Here is a 25784-nt window from a genome sequence, read left to right as displayed (position 1 = left end):
GGAGAATGAACATGGAGCTTATCATAAACGGGGAAGCTATTAATATTCCAGATGATATTAAAACAGCCGCTGCCCTATTAAACTATTTTCAACTTGAAGACAAAGTGTTAATCGTCGAATTGAATGAAGCAATTCTAGAAAAAAGCACGCATCAGGATACAATACTCTCTGCTGGTGACCGGATTGAAATCGTACATTTTGTAGGAGGCGGATGATCATGCTAAAAATCGGACCATATGAATTTAACTCCCGTTTATTGCTGGGAACCGGGAAATACCCTGACTTTGATATCCAAAGGAAAGCTGTAGAGGAATCCGGCACAGAGGTGCTTACTTTTGCAGTTCGGCGCATGAATATATTCGAAGCAAGCCAGCCCAATTTTCTCGAACAGCTAGATTTAAAGAAATACAAACTCCTACCAAACACGGCCGGAGCAAAGACCGCAGAGGAAGCTGTCCGGATTGCGAGACTCTCCAAAGCCTCGGGACTCTGTGACATGGTGAAAGTTGAGGTCATCGGCTGTGACAAAACACTTCTCCCTGATCCTGTAGAAACTCTAAGGGCTTCAGAAATTCTTTTAAATGAAGGGTTTATCGTACTTCCTTATACCTCGGACGATGTTGTTCTGGCAAGGAAGCTGCAGGAACTCGGCTGCCATGCCGTCATGCCTTGCGCTTCGCCAATCGGCTCAGGACAGGGAATCATCAACCCACTTTATCTGAAATTCATCATTGAGCAGGCAACAGTACCGGTAATTGTCGATGCCGGGATTGGCAGTCCAGCAGATGCAGCTGCTTCCATGGAACTGGGAGCAGATGGTGTCCTGTTGAATACCGCCGTATCTTCTGCAAAGGATCCAGTAAAAATGGCAAAGGCGATGAAGCTGGCAGTGGATGCGGGGAGATTGGGCTTTGAAGCAGGAAGAATGGCAAAAAGGCAATACGCTGCCGCAAGCAGTCCTGTTGAAGGGAAGATCTTTAGTTGACCAGCCGGTACTCCCGCCAGGAATTATTTGCACCAATCGGCAAAGAAGGCCAGAAAAGACTTCATACCAAGCATGTTTTAATCATCGGTGCAGGTGCTCTTGGGTCCGCAAATGCAGAGCTTCTTGCCAGGGCTGGAATTGGAAAACTGACCATTGCTGACAGGGATTATGTAGAATGGAGCAATCTTCAGCGGCAGCAGCTCTATTGTGAAGCGGATGCTCTGGAAAGAATGCCAAAAGCAGTGGCAGCATCCAGAAGGTTAAAGGCCATTAATTCGGATGTCGAAATCATCCCCCATATAACTGATGTCGGAGCCCAGGAACTGGAACAGTTAATCAAGGGTGTAGATTTGATCATTGACGGTACTGATAATTTTGACATTCGCCTGATGATCAACGATATATCGCAAAAACATAGAATAGCCTGGATTTACGGAGGCTGTGTCGGCAGCTATGGCCTCAGTTTTACGATACTGCCTGGGACTACACCCTGCTTGAACTGCTTATTGGAGTCAATGCCATTGGGAGGAATCACCTGTGATACCGTAGGGGTGATACAGCCTGCCATTCATATGGTAGCCGCCCATCAATCAGCAGAAGCGCTAAAGATATTGACAGATGACCTCGATTCTCTGAACTGCAAACTTGTCTCATTCGATCTATGGAAAAACCAGTTTCGAACCATCAACGTCTCCTCCATGAAAAAAGCATCCTGCCCTTCCTGCGGAGAAGAACAGACTTATCCATTTCTATCATATGATAACCAGACCAAGGCAGCCGTGCTTTGCGGAAGGGATACAGTCCAAATCAGGCCGGGGACAATCCAGACAAGGAATCTCGACCATTTAGAGAAGACCCTGGCAGGACAAGGATTCAAAACCAATCGCAATCCATATCTGCTTTCATTTCAGGTCGGCTCCGCAAGGTTGGTAGTTTTTAAGGATGGAAGAGTTTTCGTACATGGAATCAAAGACATTTCCGAAGCAAAAACACTTTATCATCGCTATCTGGGCTAATTTTAAAAAAAGTCATTGCCAGGGGCTGGCAATGACTTTTTTGAATTCAATTCCCGACAACAATTCATCTCACTTTTAAAAAGGGCTAACTATTCTACTCCCAATCTGACTTTTAACATTTCAAAAAGCGACTTCTATCACATCGCGATCACGATTTTTGCATTTAAAAAAGCTACTACCATCCCCTTGCAATCCACTTTTTGCATTAAAAAGCTAACCTATTTCCTTGCAATCACTCTTTTTGCATTAAAAAAGCTAACCTATTTCCTTGCAATCACTCTTTTTGCATTAAAAAAGCTAACCCTTCTATATAAATAGATCGGTTAGCCTTAAGATTAGATGCTGTCTTCTTCGTGAAGAAACTCGCTTGCCATATTGATATATTTGGATAGCGTGGATACAGACAATCCGTATTTTTTCGCGACTGCTGCTTTTGTAGTCTGGATATTCCTCAGTTTATCCCAGAGGTAATCCACCGCGGCCGCCCATGCTTTCTTGTTTTTAAAATCGTAGCCTGCCTTTGCTGCCTGCTCGAATACCGAAAACCACATAATGTAGACGCCGGCTTCATTTTTGCCAATCGGCTGATGATGGTCGTACAATAACTTCGCCGTTTCATGCGCGCCCTTGACTTCCTCTTTCCTGCTGACAAGCTTCCCGGAAGTTACAAATGCAAGGTATGATTTTTCCATCTCCGTCATTTTATCCGTCGATTTCTCCGCTGCGAGAATTTCCTTCTTCTTGGCGGATACAGATGTAAGGAATAATGCAAAAAGGCGTTCCTCAGGATAGTCGCTGTTCAGCTGGCTAAGGATGACTGAAACCTGTGCCTCAAACTTTACGCCGGATTTTTCCGCCCATGGTTCCATTCCGTCTTTTTCAGGATTGAACTCAAGGACCTTTTTCCAGGCTGATTTTGCTGTATTTTCCCGGCCGGTAAAATGGGATGCATGCGCCAGCCAGTAAAAGAAAGCACCGTCGCCTTCAAAACCAGACTTTTGCAGTTTCTTCAGCCAGCGATAAGCAAGTTCGTACTCGCCGACAAGCGCAAACGTGGCGCCCAGCTTGAACTGATGCTCAACGTGGATTGGATGGATTTTTTCAAGAGAGTCCTTAAGATCCTGGCCTTCCTTCTCTTCCCCCTGGTAATGCGCGAAAACAAGAGCATTACACAGCGCGTGCAGGTTCCCCGGATTGCGCTCAAGAACATCGTTCAGGATATCACGGGCTTTTATCGTTTCCCCGAGATAAAAATACGCCAGCGCGAGGTTGTTGTATGCCGACCAATATTCCGGGTACTCTTCAACGACCTCCTGGAAAATCTCAATCGCCCGAGGAAACTCACCAGATTCAAGATGATTTCTCGCTTCCTCCTGCTTGACGATCAGGTCATCCTCTTCGTAAAAATCCTCATCCATTTCTTCCGCTTCCATAGTCAAAAGCTCAAGAAGATCGTTCGCGTCCTCCGCAAACTCGCCGTCTTCATTCAATTCAAGGTACAAATTCGCATGCCTGAACGCATCTCGGAACAAGCCCAAATGAGCGTAGTTATTGGCCAGAAAGTAATGGCATTCAGCCATGTTTTCATCCAGTTCTTCGAGGACCAAGTGCAAAAGGCGGTTTGACTGCTGATACTCACCCAACTCCGACTGCACAATCGCCAGCTGGCAAACAATCATCGGCTCGCCCGGCTCAAGATGCATCGCACGCTGGAAATACTTCTCAGCCTTCTTCAGATCCCGCCTGTGGAAAGCCTTGACCCCTTTGGCGAAATAATACTCGCCAGTTGGAACGAATGACAGCAATTGGCCTTTTTGCTTCATTGCTTTAGAGTCTTTTCCCATGTGATCCTCCGTAAGTAATTTTGTAAAACTATTTGTTTAGAACCTTATGTTTGTATAGAAATACACATACAGTGTTTTATCGAAGCAACTTTAACTAATGTAGTATAACATACGGACAGAGGATTCGAGAAGGTGTGGATTTTAAATTGTGGGTAGTTGGGGAGAAGTTGTTTGACGTGTGGCCGGTGGGTGGATCGATGTGGTCGATATAATTCGAAAAGTGGGCGATATATCTCTGAATGTGGTCGATAAAATCCAAAATCGACTGATATATTTTAAAATGTGGTTGATATATTTTATTTTTCGCCAATAAAGTGCAGCGGGGGTTTTAAAACAGGTGATTTTTCTTTGGAGGTATTGCTATTTTTTGCTTCACTATTGCGATAAGTGATCCGGCATTTTTTCGATGTGGTCGATATAATTCGAAAAGTGGGCGATATATCTCTGAATGTGGTCGATAAAATCAAAATCGACTGATATATTTTAAAATGTGGTTGATATAGTTTATTTTCGCCAATAAAGTGCAGCGGGGGTTATAAAACAGGTGATTTTTCTTTGGAGGTATTGCTAGTATTCGTAATGTGCTTCACTATTGCGATAAGCAAGTGATCCGGCATTTTTTTGATGCGGTTGATATAATTCGAAAAGTGGGCGATATATCTCTGAAGGTGGTCGATAAAATCCAAAATCGACTGATATATTTTAAAATGTGGTTGATATATTTTATTTTTCGCCAATAAAGTGCAGCGGGGTTTTTTAAAACAGGTAATTTTTCTTTGGAGGTATTGCTAGTTTTCGTAATGTGCTTCACTATTGCGATAAGTGATCCGGCATTTTTTCGATGTGGTCGATATAATTCGAAAAGTGGGCGATATATCTCTGAATGTGGTCGATAAAATCCAAAATCGACTGATATATTTCAAAATGTGGTTGATATATTTTATTTTTCGCCAATAAAGTGCAGCGGGGGTTTTTTAAAACAGGTAATTTTTCTTTGGAGTTCTTGCTAGTTCCGCCAATAATGTTAAATTTAAAAGAAGGTATTTTCTATATTAAAGGCGAATAAAACAGTACAATTTTTAAGGAGTGATAGCATTTGATAGGAAAAGTAAGAGAATTTCCCAAGGAGATTATGATTTTAGAGGCAATTGTAAGGCGATTTCCTGCTGATGATTACAGAAAAGCTGACTTTGAGAAGAAACTATATCGAAAATTAGCCGGGTATAAGGGTGAAAAGACACTGGATTATCACTTATCACAAATCGACCACTCTGAAATGCTGATTTTGCAGGATTTAAGAATTCCCATCAACGATACTTTCTTCCAACTCGATACTCTCATCATCACTCCACAATTTCTCCTCAATATCGATTCCAAAAATTACGCTGGAACACTCATTTTCCTTCCCGAATTCAATCAATTGATTCGAGTGCAAAACGATATCCAAGAAGTTTTTTCCGACCCCATCCTCCAGGCAAGAATTCAGGCATCTCAGTTAAAAGCCTTCTTGAAAAAGCACCATATTGATCCTCCACCTGTTGAATACCTGGTAGCTATCAGCAACTCACAGGCACTGATTAAAAACCCCGACCATGATCCCGATGTCAGCTACCGAGTTTTCAGGTCATCATTTGTGGCTTACAAAATCCCTCAGGTCTATCAAAAGTATCCCAAGGCCATACTCTCAAAAAATGATATGAAGAAAATCTCCAGACATTTAATAAAAGCCCACCAACCACTTATCCCTGATAACAAAACTATGAACCTTCCTCTCGACCAAATGATTCAGGGGGCGCAGTGCCCATCGTGTGAGACATTCGGTATGGACTACCGCCAGGGGAATTGGACTTGCAACTACTGCGGGAACACTTCAAAGGATGCCCACATTCAGGCATTAAAGGATTATTTCCTGATCTACGGACCATTCATTACAAACAGGCAATTTCGCGAACTCACCAACATTAACTCTACTACCACCGCAAATAGAATCCTGACCTCCCTCAATTTGGTTTACAACGGCACAAACAAAGGGCGAACCTATTCTCCTCCCAAAAATTTCTTCGACCAATAATCCAAAAAACAAACCCAGCGCGATTTACTCTCCAGCGCTGGGTTTCTTCCTTTTATTTAAAACTCCAAGTACCTCTTTTAGAGGCAGCTTTTGCTCCTGCAACAGGACCATCAGATGATACAGCAAATCGGCGGCTTCCCATTTTAGTTCTTCAGCATCCCGGTTTTTGGCGGCAATGATGACTTCGGAGGCTTCTTCGCCTACTTTTTTCAGGATCTTGTCCACCCCTTTTTCAAACAGGTAGGTGGTATAGGCGCCTTCTGGCATCGTCTGCTCACGCTCGCGAATCGTTTTTTCCAGCTCGAGCATGACGGCGAAATCGGCTATTGATGTGCTTTCAGTATCAATCTCACCTAGCAGGTTTTCCGAAAAACAGCTGACTGCGCCTGTATGGCAGGCTGGCCCGGCAGGTTCAACTAGAACGACCAGAGCGTCCCCATCACAATCGTATTTGATCTCAACGATTTTCTGGGTATTGCCGCTAGTTGCCCCCTTATGCCAGAGCTCCTGGCGGGAACGGCTGTAGAACCAGGTCTCTCGTGTTTCCAGAGATTTTGCGAGCGACTCTTTATTCATGTAGGCTACAGTCAGGACTTCACGTGTCGCTGCATCCTGAACGACGGTGGTAATCAGCCCGCTGGCGTCGAATTTCAATTCTTCTATATTCATCGTACTGTCACTCCTTTTTCTTGGAGGTGGGATTTCACTTCTTTAACCGATGTTTCGCGGTAGTGGAAAATCGATGCGGCGAGGGCGGCATCTGCTTTTCCTTCAATAAAAGCTTCGACAAAATGGTCGGCGTTTCCGGCACCGCCTGAAGCAATGACCGGAACTGTCACCGCTTCACTGACGGCACGCGTCAACTCAAGGTCGAATCCATTCTTTTCACCGTCGCTGTCCATGCTCGTGAGGAGGATTTCCCCTGCGCCGAGGCGAACGGCTTCTTTTGCCCATTCAATGACTTCCCATTCTGTCGAGGTGCGGCCGCCGTGGGTATACACCCGCCATGAACCGAGCTCGGGATCAAACTTTGCATCAATCGCAACGACAATGCACTGGGCGCCAAAATAATCAGATCCCTGTGCGATGAGTTTCGGGTTGTTCACAGCTGCGGTGTTCAGGGATACCTTATCAGCACCCGAACGGAGCATTTTCTTCATATCTTCGAGAGTGTTGATTCCTCCTCCAACTGTAAAAGGAATCGCCAGTTCTGAGGCCACTTCCCTGACCACCTCGACCATGGTTTTCCTGCCTTCGACAGAAGCTGAGATATCGAGGAACACAAGCTCGTCTGCTCCCTGCTCGTCATAGAACCTGGCAAGCTCGACCGGGTCGCCGGCATCACGGAGCTGGACGAACTGAATTCCTTTTACGACGCGTCCATCCTTAACATCAAGACAGGGAATAATCCGTTTGCTTAACATCAGGCATTCCCCATTTCCAGCGCTGATTTTACCGAAAAGCGGCCTTCATAAATGGCTTTGCCGACAATCGCACCGCTGACGCCATCTTTACTTAACCGACGGAGATCAGCCAGGTCGTCAAGCGAGCTGACACCCCCAGAAGCTATGACGCTTTTTCCTGTTTCCAATGCTAGTTGACGTGTTGCCTCGGCGTTTGGTCCAGCAAGTGTGCCATCCGTTGCAATATCGGTAAAAATGAATGTTTCGGCACCGGCATCAGCGAATCTTTTGCCTAGCTCAAGAGCGCTCACTTCGGAAGTGTTCAGCCAGCCGTGTGTTGCGACAAAGCCGTTTTTGGCGTCAAGGCCGATTGCGATTTTGGCGCCGTACTTCCTGACCATCTCCTCTGCAAATTCAGGATTGGAAACCGCGATGCTTCCGATGATGACACGGTTAACACCATTTTCAAGATAATGGGTGATGTCCGATTCGCTGCGAATTCCGCCGCCAATCTGTACGTTCACGCCTAGCTCCTGAGCTGCCTGGATAACAAACTGATCATTAACGCGCTTGCCATCCCTGGCACCGTCGAGATCAACCATGTGAATCCACTCCGCACCTTCCGCGGCGAATTTCTTAGCCATTTCGAAGGGCGAATCCCCATACACTGTTTCCTTATCATAATCGCCCTGCAGCAGCCGGACACATTTTCCGCCGCGCATGTCGATTGCCGGGTAGATGGTGAATTTCATTGCTCAGACTTCCTTTCTGCTGCAAGTTTCGTAAAGTTGCGGAGCAGCCCCATTCCCATGTCACTGCTTTTTTCCGGATGGAATTGCATGCCGTATATATTCCCTCTGCCCACTATGGCCGGCACTTCGATATCATAATAATCCCCAACTGCAACAAGCACGTCCTGGTCATCCGTTTTTACATAATAAGAATGAACGAAGTACACATAATCCTCTTGAAGAGAATCAAGCAGAGGCGATTCACCGGTAAACCGAAGCTTGTTCCAACCCATATGCGGCACCTTGTAGGACTCCCCATCAGCTGTCTTTCCGCTGAAACGGCCGACTTTTCCAGGCAAAAGCTTCAAACCTTCTGTCAGGCCATTCTCTGTACTTTCTTCAAACAGCAGCTGCATGCCAAGGCAAATGCCAAGCACTGGCTTGCCTGTCGCAGCAAAATTCCGGATCATATCCGTCAAACCAGTTCGATTCAACACGTCCATTGCGTCTCGGAATGAACCAACGCCGGGAACAAGCAATGCATCTGCTTCCATTAATCCTTCTTTATATTGTGAGATGAAATAGGGCGCATCCAGCCGTTCAAGCGCTTTGCTTACGCTGAACAAATTGCCCATTCCGTAATCGACGATGCCAATCATGGTTCAACTTCCTTCCGTTTGAAGATCTCTTAGAGCATTTCTTTTATTTAACGGTTTCTAACAGCATTTTTGCTATTGGAGCATTTTTTGCATTTTAAATCTCTTTACAGCATCCCCTTCGTTGAAGGAACACCTTTTATGCGCGGGTCGATGGTCGTTGCTTCGTCAAGTGCTCGCCCAAGCGCCTTAAATACTGCCTCTATCATATGGTGTGTATTTTTTCCGTAATGTACGATAACGTGCAGGTTCATTCTCGCTTCAAGTGCAAGCTTCCAGAGAAATTCATGGACAAGCTCAACATCGAAAGTTCCGACCTGCTGGGCAGGGAATTCTGCGCGCATTTCGAGGTGCGGACGGTTGCTTAGATCGATTACAACCTGTGCAAGTGCCTCATCCATCGGCACAAAGGCGTTTCCGTAGCGTTTGATTCCCTTTTTATCTCCTAGTGCTTCGCGGAGCGCCTGACCGATGCAAATGCCGATATCCTCGGTTGTATGGTGGCCATCAACCTCAACATCACCCTTTGCATCCACATTCAGGTCAAACTGTCCGTGCTTCGCAAATAAATCGAGCATGTGAGAGAGAAAAGGCACTCCTGTTTCGAGAGAGGATTTTCCTTCCCCATCAATCCCAAAAGTTAAATCTATTTTTGTTTCATTTGTATACCTGTTCACTGTTGCAATCCGTTCCATGAAATGTACCTCCTGGAAAAATTCTTATTTCAGCCGCGCCTCTACTGCACGGGCGTGTGCTTCAAGCCCTTCAAGCCTTGCGAATTCGGCAATTTTCGCACCATTATCTTTCATTGCCTGCTCACTGTATAAAATGATGCTTGATTTTTTCTGGAAATCCTCGACGCTCAACGGACTTGAAAAGCGCGCTGTTCCATTCGTCGGAAGGACATGATTCGGTCCGGCAAAATAATCCCCTACTGGTTCCGAGCTATATCTGCCGAGAAAAATTGCTCCCGCGTGCTTGATTTTGCCGAGCAATTCAACTGGATTTTCCGTAACAATTTCAAGGTGTTCAGGAGCCAGCTGGTTAATCGCTCCGATGGCTTCATCCAAATCTGATGCGACATAGATTGCGCCAAAGTCCTCAATGGAGGCTGCAGCGATTTCTTTTCGCGGCAATTGCGACAGCTGTTTATACACCTCGTCCTGCACATCTTCCGCCAGGGTACGGGACGTTGTCACCAAAACGGCACATGCGCGTGGGTCGTGCTCCGCCTGGGAAAGCAGGTCGGCCGCAATTTCATTGGCTCTCGCTGTATCATCGGCGAGGATTCCGATCTCACTAGGCCCTGCAATCATATCAATCGCGACATCGCCGAAAACTTCGCGTTTAGCCAGTGCCACATAAATATTGCCTGGGCCTGTGATTTTATCGACTGGTGTAATGGTTTCTGTTCCATACGCAAGTGCCGCAATGGCCTGTGCACCGCCAACTTTATAGATTTCTTTTATCCCGGCAATATGTGCTGCAACCAGCACACCAGCCGGAAGCTTCCCATCCATGCCCGGCGGCGAAACCATGACAATTCGTTCTACTCCGGCGGTCCGGGCCGGAATGACATTCATCAAGACTGAAGATGGGTATGCAGCGGTTCCTCCTGGCACATATACACCAACCGAATCAAGCGGCGTCACCTTCTGGCCAAGCATCGTGCCATTTTCCTCTGTTGTCATCCATGATGGGCGCAGCTGCTTTTCATGGTATTTGCGAATATTGGCTGCTGCTTCGGTGATGATGTCGACTAGCTGGCTGCTGACGGTCTTATAGGCTTCAGAGATTTCCTCCTCGGTTACACGGAATTCCTCAAGCGTCACTGAGTCGAATTTCTCGGTAAAAGCCTTAAGAGCCTTGTCGCCCTCGGACCTTATTTCCGCGATGATTGCCTGTACGGCCTTGCGCTGTTCCTCCGTACCGCCATCAACCGTTCGTTTCAGCGACAAATTGCCATCTATCTGTAAAATTTCCACTGAAATCAAATCCTTTCAGATTCAACTATTAAATTACTTCATTCAACCTCTTGATCAGTTCGCTGATCCGTTCATCCTTGATCCGATAACTGACCGGGTTCACGATCAATCTCGAAGTGACATCCGTGATTGTTTCATATTCCACCAGACCGTTCTCTTTCAGGGTTCTTCCTGTTGAGACAATGTCAACAATCCGGTCGGCAAGGCCAATCATCGGAGCAAGCTCAATGGATCCATTTAATTTAATAATCTCGACCTGCTCACCCTGTTCGCGGAAATAAGCGGCAGCAATGTTCGGATATTTCGTCGCTATTTTCGGCGCAACATCGTTCATTTTCGTATCTGGAAGTCCAGCGACTGCCAGATAACAGCCGCTGATTTTCAGGTTAAGCAGCTCGTACACATCCCGTTCTTCCTCGAGAAGAACGTCCTTGCCAGCAATCCCAAGATCGGCAACACCATGTTCAACATATGTAGCCACATCCATCGGCTTCGCCAGTATGAAGCGAAATCTTTCCTCTTCGACATCGATAATCAGCTTGCGCGAATCATCAAATTCAGGCGGAAGATCAAATCCGGCATTGCGGAGCAAATCAACTGCTTCGGTAAAAATCCTGCCCTTTGGCATGGCGATTGTCAGCTGATCATTCATCGCGCTCCCTCCTTCCCTACAAGGAAAACACAATTAGCATAGACGTCAGAGCACGCATCAAGATTACGTACCGCACTGATATCCTGGAGAACGATTCGCTCTCCATCTGCCCGTTTTTGCATGGCCATCTGGTATGCTTCCTTTCTCCGTTCCGGACTGAAAAGGATGCATGTAACCGGGTCCGATTCTCCAAGGTCGCCGAGACTTTCAAGCAGTCGGTCGAGCCTGATGGCAAACCCTGTCGCACCGGTTGTTTTTCCGAATTTCTCAAGCAATTTATCATAGCGCCCGCCATTGCCGATCGGGAATCCGACCATCCCTGCATAAACCTCGAATAAGATGCCTGTATAGTAGCTCATATGGCTTACGATTGTTAAGTCAAATTTAATTCGGCTGCTCTCGCCGAAATCTTCGATGACATCCCAGAGCAGCTTTAATTCGTCAAGTGCGGCCCTGCCTTTTCCGTTCTCGACGAGCTCCAATGCTTTGCCGATCACTTCTGGACCGCCGCGCAACTCGAGGAATGCCAGCAATCTTTGTGAATCAATTGATGACAGCGGAAGTGATTTTACATGCTCACGATAGCCCACATAATTCTTCTCATATAAAAATTTCGTCAGTTCCCTGGCTCGCTCCTCGTTTCCAAGGATTTGTACGAACAATTCGTTGACAAAGCCGACATGTCCCACTGATAGCTGAAATTGTTCTAATCCTGCCTTTTTCAGTGAGGAAATGGCCAGCGAAATCATTTCTCCATCAGCGCTAACCGAGTCATCTCCAATACACTCGACACCGATTTGCTCAAACTCTGCCGGCCTCCCTCCTTCACGCTGCTGGGCTCGGTAGACATTCGCGGAGTAAGCCAGTCGTAATGGTATTTGTTCTTTGTATAGTTTTGAGGCTGCAACCCTGGCAATCGGCGCCGTCATATCGGGCCGGAGTACAAGTGTATGCCCCTGCTGGTCCAATAGCTTGAACAATTGCTGATCAAGGATGGCAGATGCTGTTCCGACCGTTTCGTAATATTCCAGCGCAGGAGTTTCGATGAATTGGAAACCCCAGCGTTTCATTTCCGTTTCAATCGCGCTGCGGACTCTCTCCTTTGCTTCATGAAGCTCAGGAAGGGTATCCCGCATGCCAAGTGGTTTTTCAAACATGAATAATCGACTCAATATGTTCACCCTCTTCGTTGCGGTGTTTTTTTATTAAAATTATCGAAATCCTTTAGTTCGCTAATATGGTAATAAGATGAAGTTATATGTAGTTTACCGTTCATTTTATTATCCGTCAACCATTAGCTCTTCATGATTTCTTTTTTTAAATCGCACGTGCAAAAAGGGTATTGTTTTTCTTAAGGGACAGCGGGTAAAGGTTCTTAAACAAAAAGGAGGGCTGTTTTGATGGAGAATAATGCTGAAGATAGAATCATTCCTGTTACATCCATTGACAGTGGAGATTTAGAAGCAGTAACGAATGATGTTCACTATTTGACTACCCAAATTGTAAATGTTTGTTTTTATGGTATACCTGGTGAAAAAAACGACTGGGTGCTGATTGATGCAGGAATGCCGAGGTCAGCAGATTCCATTTTAGAGGCTGCAGAAAAACTGTTCGGGTCCGATAACCCGCCAAAAGCCATCATTCTCACTCACGGGCATTTTGATCATGTGGGTGCGCTGGTCGAACTGGTGGAGCGATGGAATGTGAATGTTTACGCACACGAACTGGAGATGCCTTATTTGTCCGGCGTAAAAAATTACCCTGAACCCGATCCAACTGTAGATGGCGGACTACTTGCCAAGGCTGCGAAGCTTTATCCAAACGAAGCCATCAAACTCGGCAGCCTGATCAAGGCACTGCCGCTGGATGGAACGGTGCCTTAAATGGACGGCTGGAGCTGGGTCCATACACCAGGCCATACACCGGGGCATATCTCTCTTTTCCGAGAGGCAGACCGGACATTGATTGCCGGCGATGCCTTTGTCACGGTGAAACAGGAATCATTATATAAAGTAGTCATCCAGAAAAAAGAAATCAGCGGACCCCCAAGGTATTTAACACCCGATTGGCCGGCAGCGCGAAAATCCGTTGAGGACTTATACGCCCTGCACCCGGCGCGTGCGATTACCGGGCACGGCAGGCCGATGGAAGGAGAGGAACTGGAGCGGAATCTTGATTTACTTGTCAGGGATTTTGAAAAAATTGCGGTGCCCGAGCATGGAAGGTTTGTAGATGAAGATTAAAAGAAGTTAAACGCAAGTTCTAACGTGATTTTCAGTAGAATTTGCAGGCCAATTAATTTTATTGGCGAAAATGGAAATTTTATCGGCCACTTTATCGAATTTATCAGTGGATTTTCAATTTTATCGAACACATTTCGGATTTTATCGATCACTATTCCCAATATATCGACCACATCGATAGATTGGCAGTGAATTAGATTAAATCGAAATAAAAATTACCTATTTTAAAAACCCTGCTGAATTTTACTAGCGGAAACAGAAATATATCGACCACTTTTCAGGATATATCAGTCGTTTTTCAATTTTATCGATCACTTTTTCCAATATATCAACCACATCCAAAAAACTGGATTGCCATAACACACAAAAAAAGCGAAGCGGATATCAGTAATCCGCTTCGCTTTTTGTTCCATATATTTCATCATTCGCCCAGCGTTTTGCGAGTTCTTCCTTGGTGTAGATGACGCGCATCGGGTTGCCTCCTACAAAGGCGCCTTCAGGGACGTCTTTGTGGACAAGTGTTCCGGCGGAGACGATCGCCCCATCGCCGATTTTAATGCCTGGCATGATCGTGGAATTGGCGCCAATCATGACTTCACTGCCGATTTCGACATCGCCGAGCCGGTATTCCCTGATCAGGTACTCGTGCGCCAGGATGGTGGTGTTGTATCCGATGACCGTGTTGCGGCCGACCGAAATTTTTTCCGGGAACATCACATCAAGCATGACCATCAGCGCGAAGGATGTCTGGTCGCCGACTTTCATCCGTAAGAATGTCCGGTAAAGCCAGTTTTTCAATCCGAGGAATGGCGTGTAGCGTGCCACCTGGATGACGACGAAGTTTTTGACGACCTTCATGAACGGGACGGTTTTATACACATGCCAGAGCGAATTTGCTCCTTCTACTCGATAACGAGTCGTCCTTCTCATTTTACACCCCGAGGATCGGCAGGATATCAGCCATCTTTTCGAGAATGTAATCAGGCTTGTACTGTTCCAGATGCTCTCTTCCTTTGATTGACCAGGCAACGCCGGCCGTCTTCGTACCGGCATTTTTGCCGCCAAGAATGTCATGGTGGTTATCGCCGACCATAATTGCCCGGTCAGGTGAGGAACCAAGCAAGTCCAATGCTTTTAAAAGCGGCTCCGGGTCCGGCTTCGCTTTTTCGACATGATCAAGCGCCACAATGACCTCGAAGAACTCATCGAGACCTGTCAGTTTCAGCCCCATCTGAACAACATCCGACATCTTCGTCGTGACGATTCCAAGATGAAAGCCATTTTCCTTCAGGGTTCTGACCGTTTCGTATACACCCTCAAAGCTTTTTACCAGCAGGTCATGGTTTGCCAGATTGTAAGTACGGTAGGTTTTGATCATTTCCTCATATCCTTCAGGGCTCATCGGCTCAAATGTTTCCTTAAGTGACGGCCCAAGAAACGGAAGGACATCCTCCCGTTTATACTGGCCAGGATAATAGCTTTCCATTGTGTGGAGGAACGAGGAGATAATCAATTCATTTGTGTCAATTAACGTCCCATCCAAATCGAACAGGACCGTGTCTATTTTATTGCTCATATACTGCTTCCTTTCTTTTTGCGATGTCCGCGCGGTTCCAGATGAACGCGACTACTATGGTCAAAAGAATGGCGATTCCCAGGCGGATCAATAATAGCGGCAGCACCGGTATGCCGAGCGGAACAAAAATTAGTGTATCCTCAACGACTGCGTGGCAGGCTACAAGGAATATGAACGCAAGTGTGACATCCTTCTTGCTGACTCCATCCTCCTTGACCGCCTGAATCATCACTCCCGCACCGAAGGCAAGGCCGAACAGCAGGCCAGCCGCCATCGTTGTCGATGTGTTTTCTTTCATGCCGAGCGCCTTTGTTGCAGGAGCCATCCATTTTGAAAAAATGGCAAGCCATTGCTTATCCTTCATGATTTGCACGACCACCATAAGCGGGATGACTATGAGGGCAAGCTGGAATATGCCGATTCCAGCCTTTGTGATGCTTTCAAGCAGAATCGATCCCCATCCGGAAACTGCTTCACTTTTGGGAGGAATCATTCCATATTGCGCCATTTCAGAACCGCCATTCCAAACAAGATTAATGACAATTGCTGATAAGAACGCAAGCCCCAAACGAACAAGGACGATGACCCATAGCTTGACACCGACTTTGACGGCAACACTTGATTCAACAAGCATATTGTGCGAAAAGCTCAGCATCACTGCGATGATGAAAACTTCTTTTACCGTCAGATCAAGGGTCAATATAGCACCGATGGCCGCGTACAAATTAAGAAAATTCCCGATGACGAGCGGAATCGCCGCATCTCCTGACAAGCCAAGCAACGACATCAAAGGTGTGATCATTTCGATGACCCAGGGCAGGACAGGAGTGTATTGCAGGATCGAAACAATTAGAGTAACGGGAAAAATGACCTTCCCCAGCGCCCAGGTCGTCTTCAATCCAACTATCAACCCGTTTTTCAACGAAGAACCCATCGAAGCATCTCTCCCATTTTTTTAGCCTTTTATATAATTTATTGAATTTAGCAACCCAAAAATTCTAGGTTTCTAAATATCTTACTTTTGAATAGCCCTTGACTCTTCTATAGATCCATAAACCGATGGCCAAAACAATCAAAGCAATCGAAATCGTCTGGGCAATCCGAAGTGATTCTGTCAGCATCAAGCTGTCTGTTCGCATGCCTTCAACAAAGAAGCGTCCAATTGAGTACCAGATGACATAGCTGAGGAAAATCTCCCCTCGGCCAAGGTTAACTCTGCGCAAGGACATGAGCAGTATGAACCCTAGCAGATTCCAGATAGATTCATAAAGGAAGGTTGGGTGATAGTAAGCTCCATTGATATACATCTGGTTGATGATGAATTCTGGAATATACAGGTTTTCCAAAAACGCTCTTGAAACTCCTCCTCCATGTGCTTCCTGGTTGATGAAGTTCCCCCATCGGCCGATTGCCTGGCCAAGAATGATGCTTGGCGCTGCGACATCAGCGAGCTTCCAGAAGGAGACATTCCGGGACTTCGTGAAGAAATAGGCTGTGGCCACAGAACCAATCAACGCACCATGAATGGCAATCCCGCCATTCCATACCTTAAATATTTCACCCGGATACTGGCTGTAATAATCCCACTGAAAAATGACATAGTATATCCTTGCAGAGATAATCGCGATTGGGATGGCCCAAAGCATCAAGTCTGCAAATATATCTTTTGGCAGTCCGCGGCGTTCACCTTCACGCATGGCAATCCACAGAGCCAGTGCAATTCCAAGTCCGATGATGACTCCATACCAGTGCACCTGGATCGGACCGAGTGAAAAGGCAATCGGGTCGATTGGCTGAATATTTTTTTCCATATCATTTCCCCTTTTTCTGTATAAAAGTCAGGCGCATCAACACTTTGGCCTATTTAATCAAACGTTTGATTAAGGTTTTCTTACGAATATGATTGGGTTTTCCCTTAATGTTCATCATGGTCGCCGTCTTCGATGACGTCGGAAAGCCTGTTGGTGAATTGCTCTGCTGCGTTCATTCCCATGCGTTTCAACCTGAAGTTCATCGCAGCTACCTCGATGATAACAGCAAGGTTTCGGCCGGGACGAACAGGAATCGTCAGCTTCGTTACATCGGTGTCGAGGATTTTCATTTTCTCCTCGTCAAGGCCCAATCTGTCATATGATTTTTTCTGATCCCAAATCTCGAGGTCGATGATCAGAGAAATCCGTTTATGCGAACGCACAGCTCCAGCTCCGAACAGCGTCATCACATTAATAATGCCTACACCGCGGATTTCCAGCAAATGTTCAATTAAATCCGGCGAGTTACCGACAAGTGTCCCGATATCTTCCTGGCGGATTTCAACACAATCATCGGCAACCAGACGATGTCCGCGTTTGACCAGCTCAAGAGCGGTTTCACTTTTACCGACACCGCTTTTGCCTGTGATCAGCACTCCAATGCCATAAAGGTCTACGAGTACACCATGAACAGCCGTAGTAGGTGCCAGCTTGCTTTCAAGATAGTTTGTCAGATGGCTTGAAAGCCTTGTTGTTTTTAGTTTTGAGCGCATAACCGGAACAGATTCACGTTCTGCGGCTTTTATCAGCTCATCTGGAACATCCATGTCCCTGGTGACGATTATTCCAGGAGTAATGTCGGTGCAAAGCTTTTCCATCCGTTCTGCCCGGACGCGAGGATCGAGTTTTTCAAAGAAAGTAAGTTCTGTTTTCCCAAGCAGCTGCAGACGCTCCGCAGGATAATATTCAAAATAACCGGCAATTTCCAACCCCGGTCTAGAAATATCTGTTGTCGTAATCGGTCGGTTGATCCCTTCCTCTCCACTTACCAATTCCATGTCGAATTTCTCGATGAGGTCTTTAGTACGGACTTTTGGCAAAGAAGTTCCTCCTTTATTAGGGCGTTAATTTCCACAAGATAACAATACTTTATATTTTAGCACTTTTTCGGGAAGAACCAAATACAAGGAAGCAAAAAACAAGCTTTTCACTGGCTGGTATGACTAGATAGTTTGGATGAAGGGGTTCAGACCTTAATTTCACACGGAAGATGTCTATACCACTTTGCGATTCGACCTATTTTTAACAAGTGGTCTAGACAACCATACATTAGAATTCGTATAATGATATTACAAAGACATAACTTGCGGGTGGTATGAAATGCACGAATTATTGCTTGTTAATGCAAAGGTTTTAACAGAAGAACGTTTAATCGAAAAAGGATTCATTTATATAAAGGATGGCAAAATTGCCGAAACCGGACCTGTTTCATCACTCCCTCACCATCATGCGGAGGTCGTTGAGCTGCCAGAGGAAAATACGATTATTCCTGGATTCATCGATGTCCACATCCACGGGGCCGGTGGAGCTGATGCAATGGATGCTACGGTTGATGCCCTGACTACAATTGCTTCGACCCTGCCTGCAGAAGGAACCACAAGTTTTCTTGCTACGACCATTACTCAGGAACAATCAGCGATTTTCAAAGCTTTGAAAAATGGCGCCAAGTATAAAAGCACTCACAACAATCCAGGCAAAGCAGAGATGCTGGGAATTCACCTGGAAGGGCCCTTCATCAATAAAGCTCGTAAAGGCGCACAGCCAGAGGAATATATTATTAACCCTGATATCGAACTTTTTTCGCAGATGCAGGAAGCATCGGGAAACAATATCAGACTTGTCACGCTGGCACCTGAAAAGGAAAACGGAAATGATTTTATCGCTTATTTGGCCAACAATGATGTGATTGCCTCGATTGGCCATTCAGATGCGACATACGCCCAGATGGCTGAAGCAGTAAATGCAGGGGCAACCCATGTGACCCATTTATTCAATGGCATGCGTGGAATCCACCACAGAGATCCGGGAGTCGCAGGTGCTGCGCTGCTTTATGATGAGTTAAAAATCGAGCTGATCGCGGACGGAATCCATGTAGTTCCCGAAATGATCGACCTGGCAATAAGGGCAAAAGGAACCGATGGTGTCATCTTAATCACCGATTCCATGAGGGCGAAATGCCTTAAGAATGGGACTTACGACCTTGGCGGGCAGGAAGTGAGTGTGGCAGACGGCCGGGCTTCGTTAACAGACGGAACGCTTGCCGGCAGCATTTTAAAAATGAAGGATTCATTGAAAAACATGGTTGAATACACAGGCGTAAACCTTGAGGAAGCGGTAAAAATGGCAAGCGAGAATCCGGCCAGGCAGTTAAAGGTTTTTGACCGGAAAGGAAGTATCGCTCCGGGGAAGGATGCTGATCTTGTCGTTCTGGACCATAACCATGAAATATCCATGACCTTCTGCCGCGGAATCGCCGGCTATACCCGTTTATAAACAAATTGAAAGAAGTGATGATGTGAAACTGATTCAAACATTCGATTACGCAGAGCTTAGCCAGCAGGCAGCAGAGCAAATCATCTCCCGGATAAAAAGGAAGCCATCGCTCAACCTTGGCCTTGCAACCGGAAGCACTCCAACCGGACTTTATCAGGAGCTCATCAAAGACCATCAGCAGAATAAGACCTCCTACAAACAAATCAACACCTTTAATCTTGATGAATACATTGGGATTCCGAAAAAGGACAGTCATAGCTATCACTACTTCATGTGTGAAAAGTTATTTAAACACATTGACATTCCGCTTGATCAGACTCATATACCTGACGGGACAGCAAGGCTTCTCGACGAGGAGTGCACGCGCTATGAACAGTTCATTCAAGAGCATGGAGGCATCGACCTGCAGATTCTAGGGATTGGACAAAATGGCCATATTGGTTTTAACGAACCGGGAACATCCTTTGACAGCAGGACGCATATTATCGACCTTGCGGAAAGCACCAGGAAGGCTAACTCGAGATTTTTCGCTTCTGTTGATGATGTCCCTTTACAGGCCATCACAATGGGAATCGCCTCCATTATGGATAGCAAGGAGATCTTCTTGCTCGTTTCCGGCCATGCCAAAGCGGAGGCGCTTGCCCGTTTAATCAATGGCGATGTCAGCGAAGACTTCCCTGCTTCCGTTCTGAAAAAGCACCCCAATGTATCGATATTTGCAGATAAGGAAGCAACGGCATTACTTTGATATCCCTTATAATTAACACCATGCAGTCAGGAGAATAATCAATGATTGATAAAAATTCACCCATACCGATTTACCACCAGCTTGAAGAGTTTATAAAAAGCCAGATTGAAAGCGGGGAACTTCAGCAGGACGAAGCAATTCCCTCGGAACGTGTTTATGCAGAGATGTTCAAAATCAGCAGGATGACCATCAGGCAAGCTTTGACCAACCTGGTGAACGACGGCTACCTGTATCGCCAAAAAGGAAAAGGCACCTTCGTCAATCAAAAGAAGGTTGAAAAGCAGCTGGAGGGAATGACAAGTTTTACAGAGGACATGAACGAGCGAGGTCTTATTCCAGGGAGCAGATTAGTGTCATTCGAAATCATCCCGGCAACCTATAAAATAGCCGACCGTCTTCAGCTTCCTGAAAATACACCTGTATATGAAATAAAACGTGTCAGACTTGCTGACGATACCCCATTGGCCCTTGAGACCACCTATCTGCCTGCCAATCTGGTAAAGGGTCTGACAGAGGAAATCATCAATCAGTCGCTTTACCAGTATATCGAGGAGAAGTTATCGCTGAAGATCCACGAGGCAACACAGCAAATCGAAGCGACGCTTGCAAAGGAACAAGAACTGCGCCTCCTGGAAATAGAAAAAGGCTCCCCTGTCCTGCTGATTCACACGACTTCCTATTTAAAAGATCGAACACCCTTCGAATACGTAAAATCCGCCTATCGTGCAGACCGTTATAAATTTGTGCACTCTATGCAGCGTGGATGATATATTACCGGAGACCCCGATAAGGGTCTTTCTTTATTCGTTTCCTTTTAGATAATTCGTGCACCAGCTTCAGACAAAGGGTGAGCTCTTTTTCCGAGGTTTGTCTGAACCCTGACCCTACTTCGGACAAAACGAGCGCCTCCACCTTGTGTTTTGTCTGAACCTGACCCTACTTCGGACAAAATAAACGACTCCACCGTGAGTTCTGTCCGAACCTGGCCCCACTTCCTACAAACCGAGCAACTCCACCTTGAGTTTTGTCCAAATCTGTCCCCGCTTCGGACAAAGTACGCGATCCCATCCCAGTATTTTGTCTGAACCTGAAACCCGATTGCAAAATTCCTACATAATTTTCCGTTATGACACAATTGTCGGTTACAGAATGAAATTTTAGCTTATTTCCACGGAAATAATCGAACGTACTTGTCGAAATGTTTGTCTGATTGGCTTAGAATGGGGTAATAAAAACGATAAGGAGAGAATGGGATGCTTAAGAATTTTCAGTTAGATGATCATGCAAGGAACCAAATGACAGATGAAATTAAGAGGTATTTCCTTGAAGAGCGCGGCGAGGAGCTTGGGGATCTGGCTGCTATGCTGATACTTGAATTCATGGCGGACAAGCTCGCCCCACACTTCTATAACAAAGGTGTACAGGACGCACACGAGTTCATGTCACAGCGTCTGGAAGACATTTTTGAGCTTAACAAGTAATAACATTCTAATAGATAGTATTTATTTCCTATATCGCTATATCCTTTTCCTGCCTTTGGTCATATATATACTGATGAGGAAATCTTTTGTCGGAAGGTGTGATAAACTTGAAGATCATGCTTGATGCTGGGCATGGCTATAACACCCCGGGTAAGCGAAGTCCTGATGGTTTGAGAGAATATGAGTTTAACAGGGCTGTGGCGAACTATGCGAAACAGCTTCTGGACAACTACAAGAATGTCACCGTCTATTTTTCTCATTCCGATCAGCGAGAGGTGTCGTTGACAGCGAGGACAGACAAGGCGAACAATCTGAAAGTGGATATATTCGTATCAATCCATGCCAATGCATTTGGCAGCGGCGGGTGGACCAATGCAGGCGGGATTGAGACATATGTCTATCCATCCAGGCCGCCTGCAGCTTATCAGCTGGCCCAAAAGATACAGCGCAATCTTGTCATTGCAACAGGTCTCGAAAATCGCGGAGTCAGAACAGCAGATTTCCACGTGCTCAGGGAAACGGAAATGGATGCCGTATTGGTGGAGTGCGGGTTCATGACAAACAGGAATGAAGCCCAGCTGCTGCGTTCCGAAACTTACAGAAGAACGATAGCAGAAGGCATTGTCAAAGCCTTAGCAGAACAGTTCAAGCTGCAGCGAAAGGTTAACGTGGCGCCAGTTCCTGCACAGGCTCCCACATCAGCTCCAGCTCCATCATCGGCCAACTCTGCAGCCACAGCGAGAAGTAGCGGTCTATATAAAGTCCAGGCAGGTGCGTTTGAGGATTTGCGAAACGCCGAGGAGCTCGCCTCCCGTTTGAGGAAAGCAGGCTTTGATGTGTATATTGACAAAGAATAGTTAAAGGGCCGACACTTAGGTGCCGGCCCTTTGGTATCTGTTCTGCCTTATCTGCCCTTTTTATCGGATTCACGCAACACTGTGTTCTGGATGATCAGGTTTGCGATTGACATGATCACCGCAGTCAACAGCGCCATGCCAAAACCCGCTATCTCAAAAGAACTTCCCATCAGGCTATCTGTCAGCATAAGCGTAATCGCATTTATGACAAAAAGGAATAACCCAAGGCTAAGCACCGTGACAGGGAGTGTCAGGATAATTAAAATTGGTTTGACCAGGATGTTCAAAATCGAAAGAATGAAGCTTGCGCCTAATGCGGCACTGAAGCCGGAGAGGTATATCTCATCTTCGAAATACCCGGCAAGAGCCATGAAAAGGACAGCATTAATGACAATCCCTAACAGCCATCTCATTCTTAATGCTCCCCCCTGTTTGGAAGTATGAACACCAGTACATAAAGAAGGGCCATTGGGAAAAATGCCGTACTGAACAACAGGATCACAAACAGGATCCTCAGCAGCGACGCCTTAATCCCTAAAGATTCCGCCATTCCCCCGAGCACTCCTGCAAGCATCCGATTCGTCCTTGAGCGGGTAATTTTCATATTAACACCTTCCTGCTACTGAATTAGTTTCTTTATCGCAATCGAACCAGTTTTGGTATCCGCATAGAGGCTGACAGCTTTTTGCCCGCCATCAGCAGGCTTGAAGCGAAGGTTTTTTTGGACCATATCGCTTTTTTCCTCAACAACCTGAATGCCGTCAATTTCAATTGTAAAACCGCCAAGATTCGATTTCAATTCACCACTGGCGGGAGTTTTCTCTGGCAGGAAAACCTCGATGCTTCCAGTAGTCGCCTTCACTTCCACGCTTTCGCAATCCTGATTTTTAACGGTACACGTAACGTTTCCATTGAAAGACTGAAGATCGACATGGTCAAAAAAGCCATCTGCCTTTATAGCGCCATTGATTGTTTCAGCTTCAAGGTCTTTGATTGCACTTTTGCTGATGCTGATTTGTCCATTTGCCGTTTCCGTTTCCAGCTTGCCACACTCAAGATTCCCAAGCAGTACTTTTCCGTTCGCTGTTTTTGCGCGGCAATCCTTTACGGTTAAGTTTTCACCTTCAATGGAGCCATTAAACAATCGGATCCGAACATTTTCATACTCCTCTGCCGGAATATGAATGACAGCATCCACCTTCATCCATTTCTGCTGCACTGAAAACCGCAGCTTCTGATTTTCAATAGTGAAAATGGCATCCTCCAAGAACTTACGGCGTGCTTCATCCTGGTTATCGACCCGATATACCTTGGCGCTGCACTCGACCCTCACATCCTTTTGCTCCCACGGAACTACTTTTACCGAACCATTCGCCATATCAATATCTACCTGGTTTAAATATGCGTCACCCTGCTGAAAAATATGAGTGATATCCACTGACGGACCAAAATTCAAATCTAGATCGAAGTCTTTAATTTTTTTAAATGCAGAATCGACGAAATCGAGAACCTTATCTTTTACAGAATTGAATTTATACGCATTGAATTCTTCTTTTTTTGCTTGATCAAACTTTACATCCGTGGAAAGGGCAGTTGATTTTTCCTGTTGCTGTGCGTTCCCTTGTTCCAGCTGCTCAATCAGGAACAATGCTTCATCCACGGTCATCTTTCCCTCTTCAACAAGCTTTAAAATTCGTTTTCTTTCCTCTTTCATGGTCCTTCCCCCTCAGTTTATAGTAAGAACTTTGATCCCTTTGACTAAATTCCATACCAACACGATGAAACTCAATATGACCATTAATATACCGATGCTAAACATGAGCACTGGGAATCCTCCCGTGCCACCGGTAAAATCAAGAAAAACTGCAACTAAGATAAAAGGCATCGGAATCAGCGGAATGAGATGTGAAAGCAAAGCCTTTTTCGCATGAAACTTCACTTCCCCATCATCTGATGCGAGGTAAGCAACCAACGGGAACAAAATCCCGGCATACATAATGCTGAAATAGCACAAAGCAGACAGAATCCTTTTCGTATCCATCCTCTTCATCTCCTTAGCAATTAATACGCAGCGGAACATGAGAAGTTTCATTTTATTATGGAATTAGTTCGACAAGTCTTATAAGAATCCTTGTCATTTTTCCTCAACTAATTGAATCTTCCATGAACTCCATAAAAAAATTCCCACTATTTTCTTATTCAATTCTGACTGGCAAACTATTATTCTGTAATTAAAGAGAAATATGAATGTAACATTTCTGAAATATTAACGTCTATGTTATAGTAAACAATTTTAATTTCAGTGAGGGATGCAGAGTGTTCAGCATGAAAAGGAAAACAGCCAGATGGTGTACAGTATTGTGTTTGATTGGCGGACTGGTCACCTCCTCTTCTGCAGTTGCAGGCCAGGTTAAAAAACCTGTGGTCAATCAAAGTTTCAGCGAGCCAAAAGAAATAAAAATGGCTTACCACCGCAGTGATGATGTTTTAAAGCAACTAGAGTCAAAGCCTCCCAGATTTTCTGACGATGATACGAAGCCGGTTACCCAATCAGAAACCAATGACCTGACTGCAGTCCCAGCATCCACTCCTGCGCAAGCCCCTTCTAAAACTGTCTATCTTACATTTGATGATGGACCACACAAGGTATCTGATCGAATTTTAGCGATATTGAATGAGTATGACGCAAAGGCAACTTTTTTTATGCTGGACGGTAATATGAGGAATTTTCCCGATTCTGTAAAGAGAATGGCTGAAGATGGCCATAGTCTCGGGGCACATGGAGTTACACATGACAAAAAGAAAATCTACCAGTCACCCCAAACCGTTGTTGCTGAAATGGACCAAACATTAAAGACAATCAAAGAAATAACAGGCATTGATTCGAGTTTGATCCGGACACCTTATGGGAGCGTCCCGCATATGAAAGAGCCACATAAGAAAGCGGTCAGTGACAAAGGATACCAGTTGTGGGACTGGAACATTGACAGCAAGGATTGGTTTTATCGTGACAAGAGACTGGTAGACAATACGATTGCCCAGATTGCAGAAAAATCAAAGAAGGAAGAGCCACTTGTCATTCTTCTTCATGAAAGAGAAGAAACTCTGGTCCAGCTGCCCGAACTGCTCCAGTACCTGAAAGAGCAAAATTATAGTTTTAGAGCTTTAGATGCAGAAATGACCCCGATCCATTTAAAATGAGCGGCCTAGTAAAGTCCTTATTTCACGGTAA

The 25784-nt window shown here is 45.6% G+C and carries 28 protein-coding genes and 1 pseudogene; 11 read left to right on the top strand and 18 right to left on the bottom strand.

The genetic code is table 11. The features are described 5' to 3' along the window. The first annotated feature begins 11 nt into the window (after positions 1-11). The 3 genes from thiS to B5X77_RS07845 are packed head-to-tail and all read left to right on the top strand — an operon-like array spanning position 12 to position 2001. Positions 12-215 (top strand): sulfur carrier protein ThiS, encoded by a 204-nt coding sequence (gene thiS, locus B5X77_RS07855; protein WP_079506829.1) that lies wholly within the window; start codon positions 12-14, stop codon positions 213-215. A 2-nt stretch (positions 216-217) separates the two neighbouring features. Continuing rightward, the gene (locus tag B5X77_RS07850; RefSeq protein ID WP_079506827.1) at positions 218-985 is read left to right on the top strand and encodes a thiazole synthase; all 768 of its coding nucleotides are present in this window, start codon (positions 218-220) and stop codon (positions 983-985) included. Next, entirely contained in the window at positions 982-2001 is a 1020-nt protein-coding gene (locus tag B5X77_RS07845) for a thiazole biosynthesis adenylyltransferase ThiF (protein ID WP_079506825.1), read from the top strand. Before B5X77_RS07850 ends, B5X77_RS07845 begins: the two co-directional genes overlap by 4 nt. A 335-nt stretch (positions 2002-2336) precedes the next feature. On the opposite strand, the gene B5X77_RS07840 is transcribed toward B5X77_RS07845, so the two are convergent. Beyond that, complete coding sequence (locus tag B5X77_RS07840) at positions 2337-3845, bottom strand: tetratricopeptide repeat protein (RefSeq protein ID WP_079506823.1); 1509 nt, start codon at positions 3843-3845, stop codon at positions 2337-2339. Between the two features lie 1096 nt (positions 3846-4941). Between B5X77_RS07840 and B5X77_RS07835 the strand changes: the two genes are divergently transcribed. Beyond that, entirely contained in the window at positions 4942-5916 is a 975-nt protein-coding gene (locus B5X77_RS07835) for a nuclease-related domain-containing protein (RefSeq protein WP_079506822.1), read from the top strand. A 24-nt stretch (positions 5917-5940) separates the two neighbouring features. Here the strand turns inward: B5X77_RS07835 and hisIE are convergent, their stop codons facing one another. The 8 genes from hisIE to B5X77_RS07795 form a co-directional block, all read right to left on the bottom strand. Beyond that, on the bottom strand, positions 5941-6585 hold the full coding sequence (hisIE, locus tag B5X77_RS07830) for a bifunctional phosphoribosyl-AMP cyclohydrolase/phosphoribosyl-ATP diphosphatase HisIE (protein WP_079506820.1): 645 nt from the start codon (positions 6583-6585) through the stop codon (positions 5941-5943). After that, positions 6582-7340, bottom strand: coding sequence for an imidazole glycerol phosphate synthase subunit HisF (gene hisF, locus B5X77_RS07825; RefSeq protein ID WP_079506818.1), 759 nt, complete (start codon positions 7338-7340; stop codon positions 6582-6584). Before hisF ends, hisIE begins: the two co-directional genes overlap by 4 nt. Continuing rightward, complete coding sequence (hisA, locus tag B5X77_RS07820) at positions 7340-8071, bottom strand: 1-(5-phosphoribosyl)-5-[(5-phosphoribosylamino)methylideneamino]imidazole-4-carboxamide isomerase (RefSeq protein WP_079506816.1); 732 nt, start codon at positions 8069-8071, stop codon at positions 7340-7342. Before hisA ends, hisF begins: the two co-directional genes overlap by 1 nt. Beyond that, positions 8068-8709 carry an imidazole glycerol phosphate synthase subunit HisH gene (hisH, locus tag B5X77_RS07815; RefSeq protein ID WP_079506814.1) on the bottom strand — a complete coding sequence of 214 codons (642 nt, stop codon included), beginning with the start codon at positions 8707-8709 and terminating at the stop codon, positions 8068-8070. Before hisH ends, hisA begins: the two co-directional genes overlap by 4 nt. Before the next feature lie 104 nt (positions 8710-8813). Then, positions 8814-9401 (bottom strand): imidazoleglycerol-phosphate dehydratase HisB, encoded by a 588-nt coding sequence (hisB, locus tag B5X77_RS07810; protein ID WP_079506812.1) that lies wholly within the window; start codon positions 9399-9401, stop codon positions 8814-8816. Between the two features lie 24 nt (positions 9402-9425). Beyond that, the gene (hisD, locus tag B5X77_RS07805; RefSeq protein WP_079506810.1) at positions 9426-10691 is read right to left on the bottom strand and encodes a histidinol dehydrogenase; all 1266 of its coding nucleotides are present in this window, start codon (positions 10689-10691) and stop codon (positions 9426-9428) included. Positions 10692-10719: 28 nt separating this feature from the next. After that, entirely contained in the window at positions 10720-11343 is a 624-nt protein-coding gene (hisG, locus tag B5X77_RS07800) for an ATP phosphoribosyltransferase (protein WP_079506808.1), read from the bottom strand. Further along, positions 11340-12515, bottom strand: a complete 1176-nt coding sequence (locus B5X77_RS07795; protein ID WP_079506806.1) for an ATP phosphoribosyltransferase regulatory subunit — start codon at positions 12513-12515, stop codon at positions 11340-11342. Before B5X77_RS07795 ends, hisG begins: the two co-directional genes overlap by 4 nt. Positions 12516-12743: 228 nt before the next feature. On the opposite strand from B5X77_RS07795, the pseudogene B5X77_RS07790 reads away from it, so the two are divergent. Then, a pseudogene (locus B5X77_RS07790) lies at positions 12744-13586 on the top strand (MBL fold metallo-hydrolase). A gap of 384 nt (positions 13587-13970) precedes the next feature. Here B5X77_RS07790 and B5X77_RS07785 read toward each other — a convergent pair. From B5X77_RS07785 to hprK, 5 genes are all read right to left on the bottom strand, one after another. After that, positions 13971-14516, bottom strand: coding sequence for an acyltransferase (locus B5X77_RS07785; RefSeq protein ID WP_079506804.1), 546 nt, complete (start codon positions 14514-14516; stop codon positions 13971-13973). A gap of 1 nt (position 14517) precedes the next feature. Further along, entirely contained in the window at positions 14518-15162 is a 645-nt protein-coding gene (gene ppaX, locus B5X77_RS07780; protein WP_079506802.1) for a pyrophosphatase PpaX, read from the bottom strand. Next, the gene (locus B5X77_RS07775; RefSeq protein WP_079506801.1) at positions 15152-16096 is read right to left on the bottom strand and encodes a nucleoside recognition domain-containing protein; all 945 of its coding nucleotides are present in this window, start codon (positions 16094-16096) and stop codon (positions 15152-15154) included. The genes ppaX and B5X77_RS07775 overlap by 11 nt, the downstream gene beginning before the upstream one ends. 64 nt (positions 16097-16160) lie before the next feature. Next, positions 16161-16973 carry a prolipoprotein diacylglyceryl transferase gene (gene lgt / locus B5X77_RS07770; protein WP_079506799.1) on the bottom strand — a complete coding sequence of 271 codons (813 nt, stop codon included), beginning with the start codon at positions 16971-16973 and terminating at the stop codon, positions 16161-16163. Positions 16974-17077: 104 nt separating this feature from the next. Further along, the gene (hprK, locus tag B5X77_RS07765) at positions 17078-18013 is read right to left on the bottom strand and encodes an HPr(Ser) kinase/phosphatase (RefSeq protein WP_079506797.1); all 936 of its coding nucleotides are present in this window, start codon (positions 18011-18013) and stop codon (positions 17078-17080) included. Between the two features lie 280 nt (positions 18014-18293). Between hprK and nagA the strand changes: the two genes are divergently transcribed. The 5 genes from nagA (at position 18294) to B5X77_RS07740 (ending at position 22552) form a co-directional block, all read left to right on the top strand. Next, positions 18294-19466, top strand: coding sequence for an N-acetylglucosamine-6-phosphate deacetylase (nagA, locus tag B5X77_RS07760; RefSeq protein WP_079506795.1), 1173 nt, complete (start codon positions 18294-18296; stop codon positions 19464-19466). Between the two features lie 22 nt (positions 19467-19488). After that, a complete protein-coding gene (gene nagB / locus B5X77_RS07755; RefSeq protein WP_079506793.1) occupies positions 19489-20214 on the top strand; it encodes a glucosamine-6-phosphate deaminase in 726 nt (241 codons plus the stop codon). A gap of 41 nt (positions 20215-20255) precedes the next feature. Beyond that, positions 20256-20981 carry a GntR family transcriptional regulator gene (locus B5X77_RS07750; protein WP_079506791.1) on the top strand — a complete coding sequence of 242 codons (726 nt, stop codon included), beginning with the start codon at positions 20256-20258 and terminating at the stop codon, positions 20979-20981. 486 nt (positions 20982-21467) lie between these two features. Next, the gene (locus tag B5X77_RS07745; protein WP_079506789.1) at positions 21468-21695 is read left to right on the top strand and encodes a DUF2164 domain-containing protein; all 228 of its coding nucleotides are present in this window, start codon (positions 21468-21470) and stop codon (positions 21693-21695) included. A gap of 116 nt (positions 21696-21811) precedes the next feature. After that, the gene (locus B5X77_RS07740) at positions 21812-22552 is read left to right on the top strand and encodes an N-acetylmuramoyl-L-alanine amidase (protein WP_306807347.1); all 741 of its coding nucleotides are present in this window, start codon (positions 21812-21814) and stop codon (positions 22550-22552) included. A gap of 47 nt (positions 22553-22599) precedes the next feature. On the opposite strand, the gene B5X77_RS07735 is transcribed toward B5X77_RS07740, so the two are convergent. The 4 genes from B5X77_RS07735 to B5X77_RS07720 are packed head-to-tail and all read right to left on the bottom strand — an operon-like array spanning position 22600 to position 24593. Then, positions 22600-22965, bottom strand: coding sequence for a phage holin family protein (locus B5X77_RS07735; RefSeq protein ID WP_079506787.1), 366 nt, complete (start codon positions 22963-22965; stop codon positions 22600-22602). A 2-nt stretch (positions 22966-22967) separates the two neighbouring features. Beyond that, positions 22968-23156 (bottom strand): PspC domain-containing protein, encoded by a 189-nt coding sequence (locus B5X77_RS07730; protein ID WP_079506785.1) that lies wholly within the window; start codon positions 23154-23156, stop codon positions 22968-22970. A gap of 15 nt (positions 23157-23171) precedes the next feature. Continuing rightward, positions 23172-24266 carry a DUF4097 family beta strand repeat-containing protein gene (locus B5X77_RS07725; RefSeq protein ID WP_079506783.1) on the bottom strand — a complete coding sequence of 365 codons (1095 nt, stop codon included), beginning with the start codon at positions 24264-24266 and terminating at the stop codon, positions 23172-23174. Positions 24267-24278: 12 nt separating this feature from the next. After that, positions 24279-24593 (bottom strand): magnetosome magnetite crystal formation protein family, encoded by a 315-nt coding sequence (locus B5X77_RS07720; protein WP_079506781.1) that lies wholly within the window; start codon positions 24591-24593, stop codon positions 24279-24281. 284 nt (positions 24594-24877) lie between these two features. Here B5X77_RS07720 and B5X77_RS07715 point away from each other — a divergent pair, with 284 nt between their 5' ends. Further along, positions 24878-25753: a polysaccharide deacetylase family protein gene (locus tag B5X77_RS07715; RefSeq protein ID WP_139378322.1), complete on the top strand. Its 876-nt coding sequence runs from the start codon at positions 24878-24880 to the stop codon at positions 25751-25753. Positions 25754-25784 lie beyond the last annotated feature (31 nt).

The sequence above is a fragment of the Mesobacillus jeotgali genome (assembly GCF_900166585.1).
In the GTDB taxonomy this organism is placed as follows: domain Bacteria; phylum Bacillota; class Bacilli; order Bacillales; family Cytobacillaceae; genus Mesobacillus; species Mesobacillus jeotgali_A.
The sequence above is the reverse complement of the archived record's forward strand: the minus strand, read 5'-3'. Positions and strand labels throughout refer to the sequence as shown.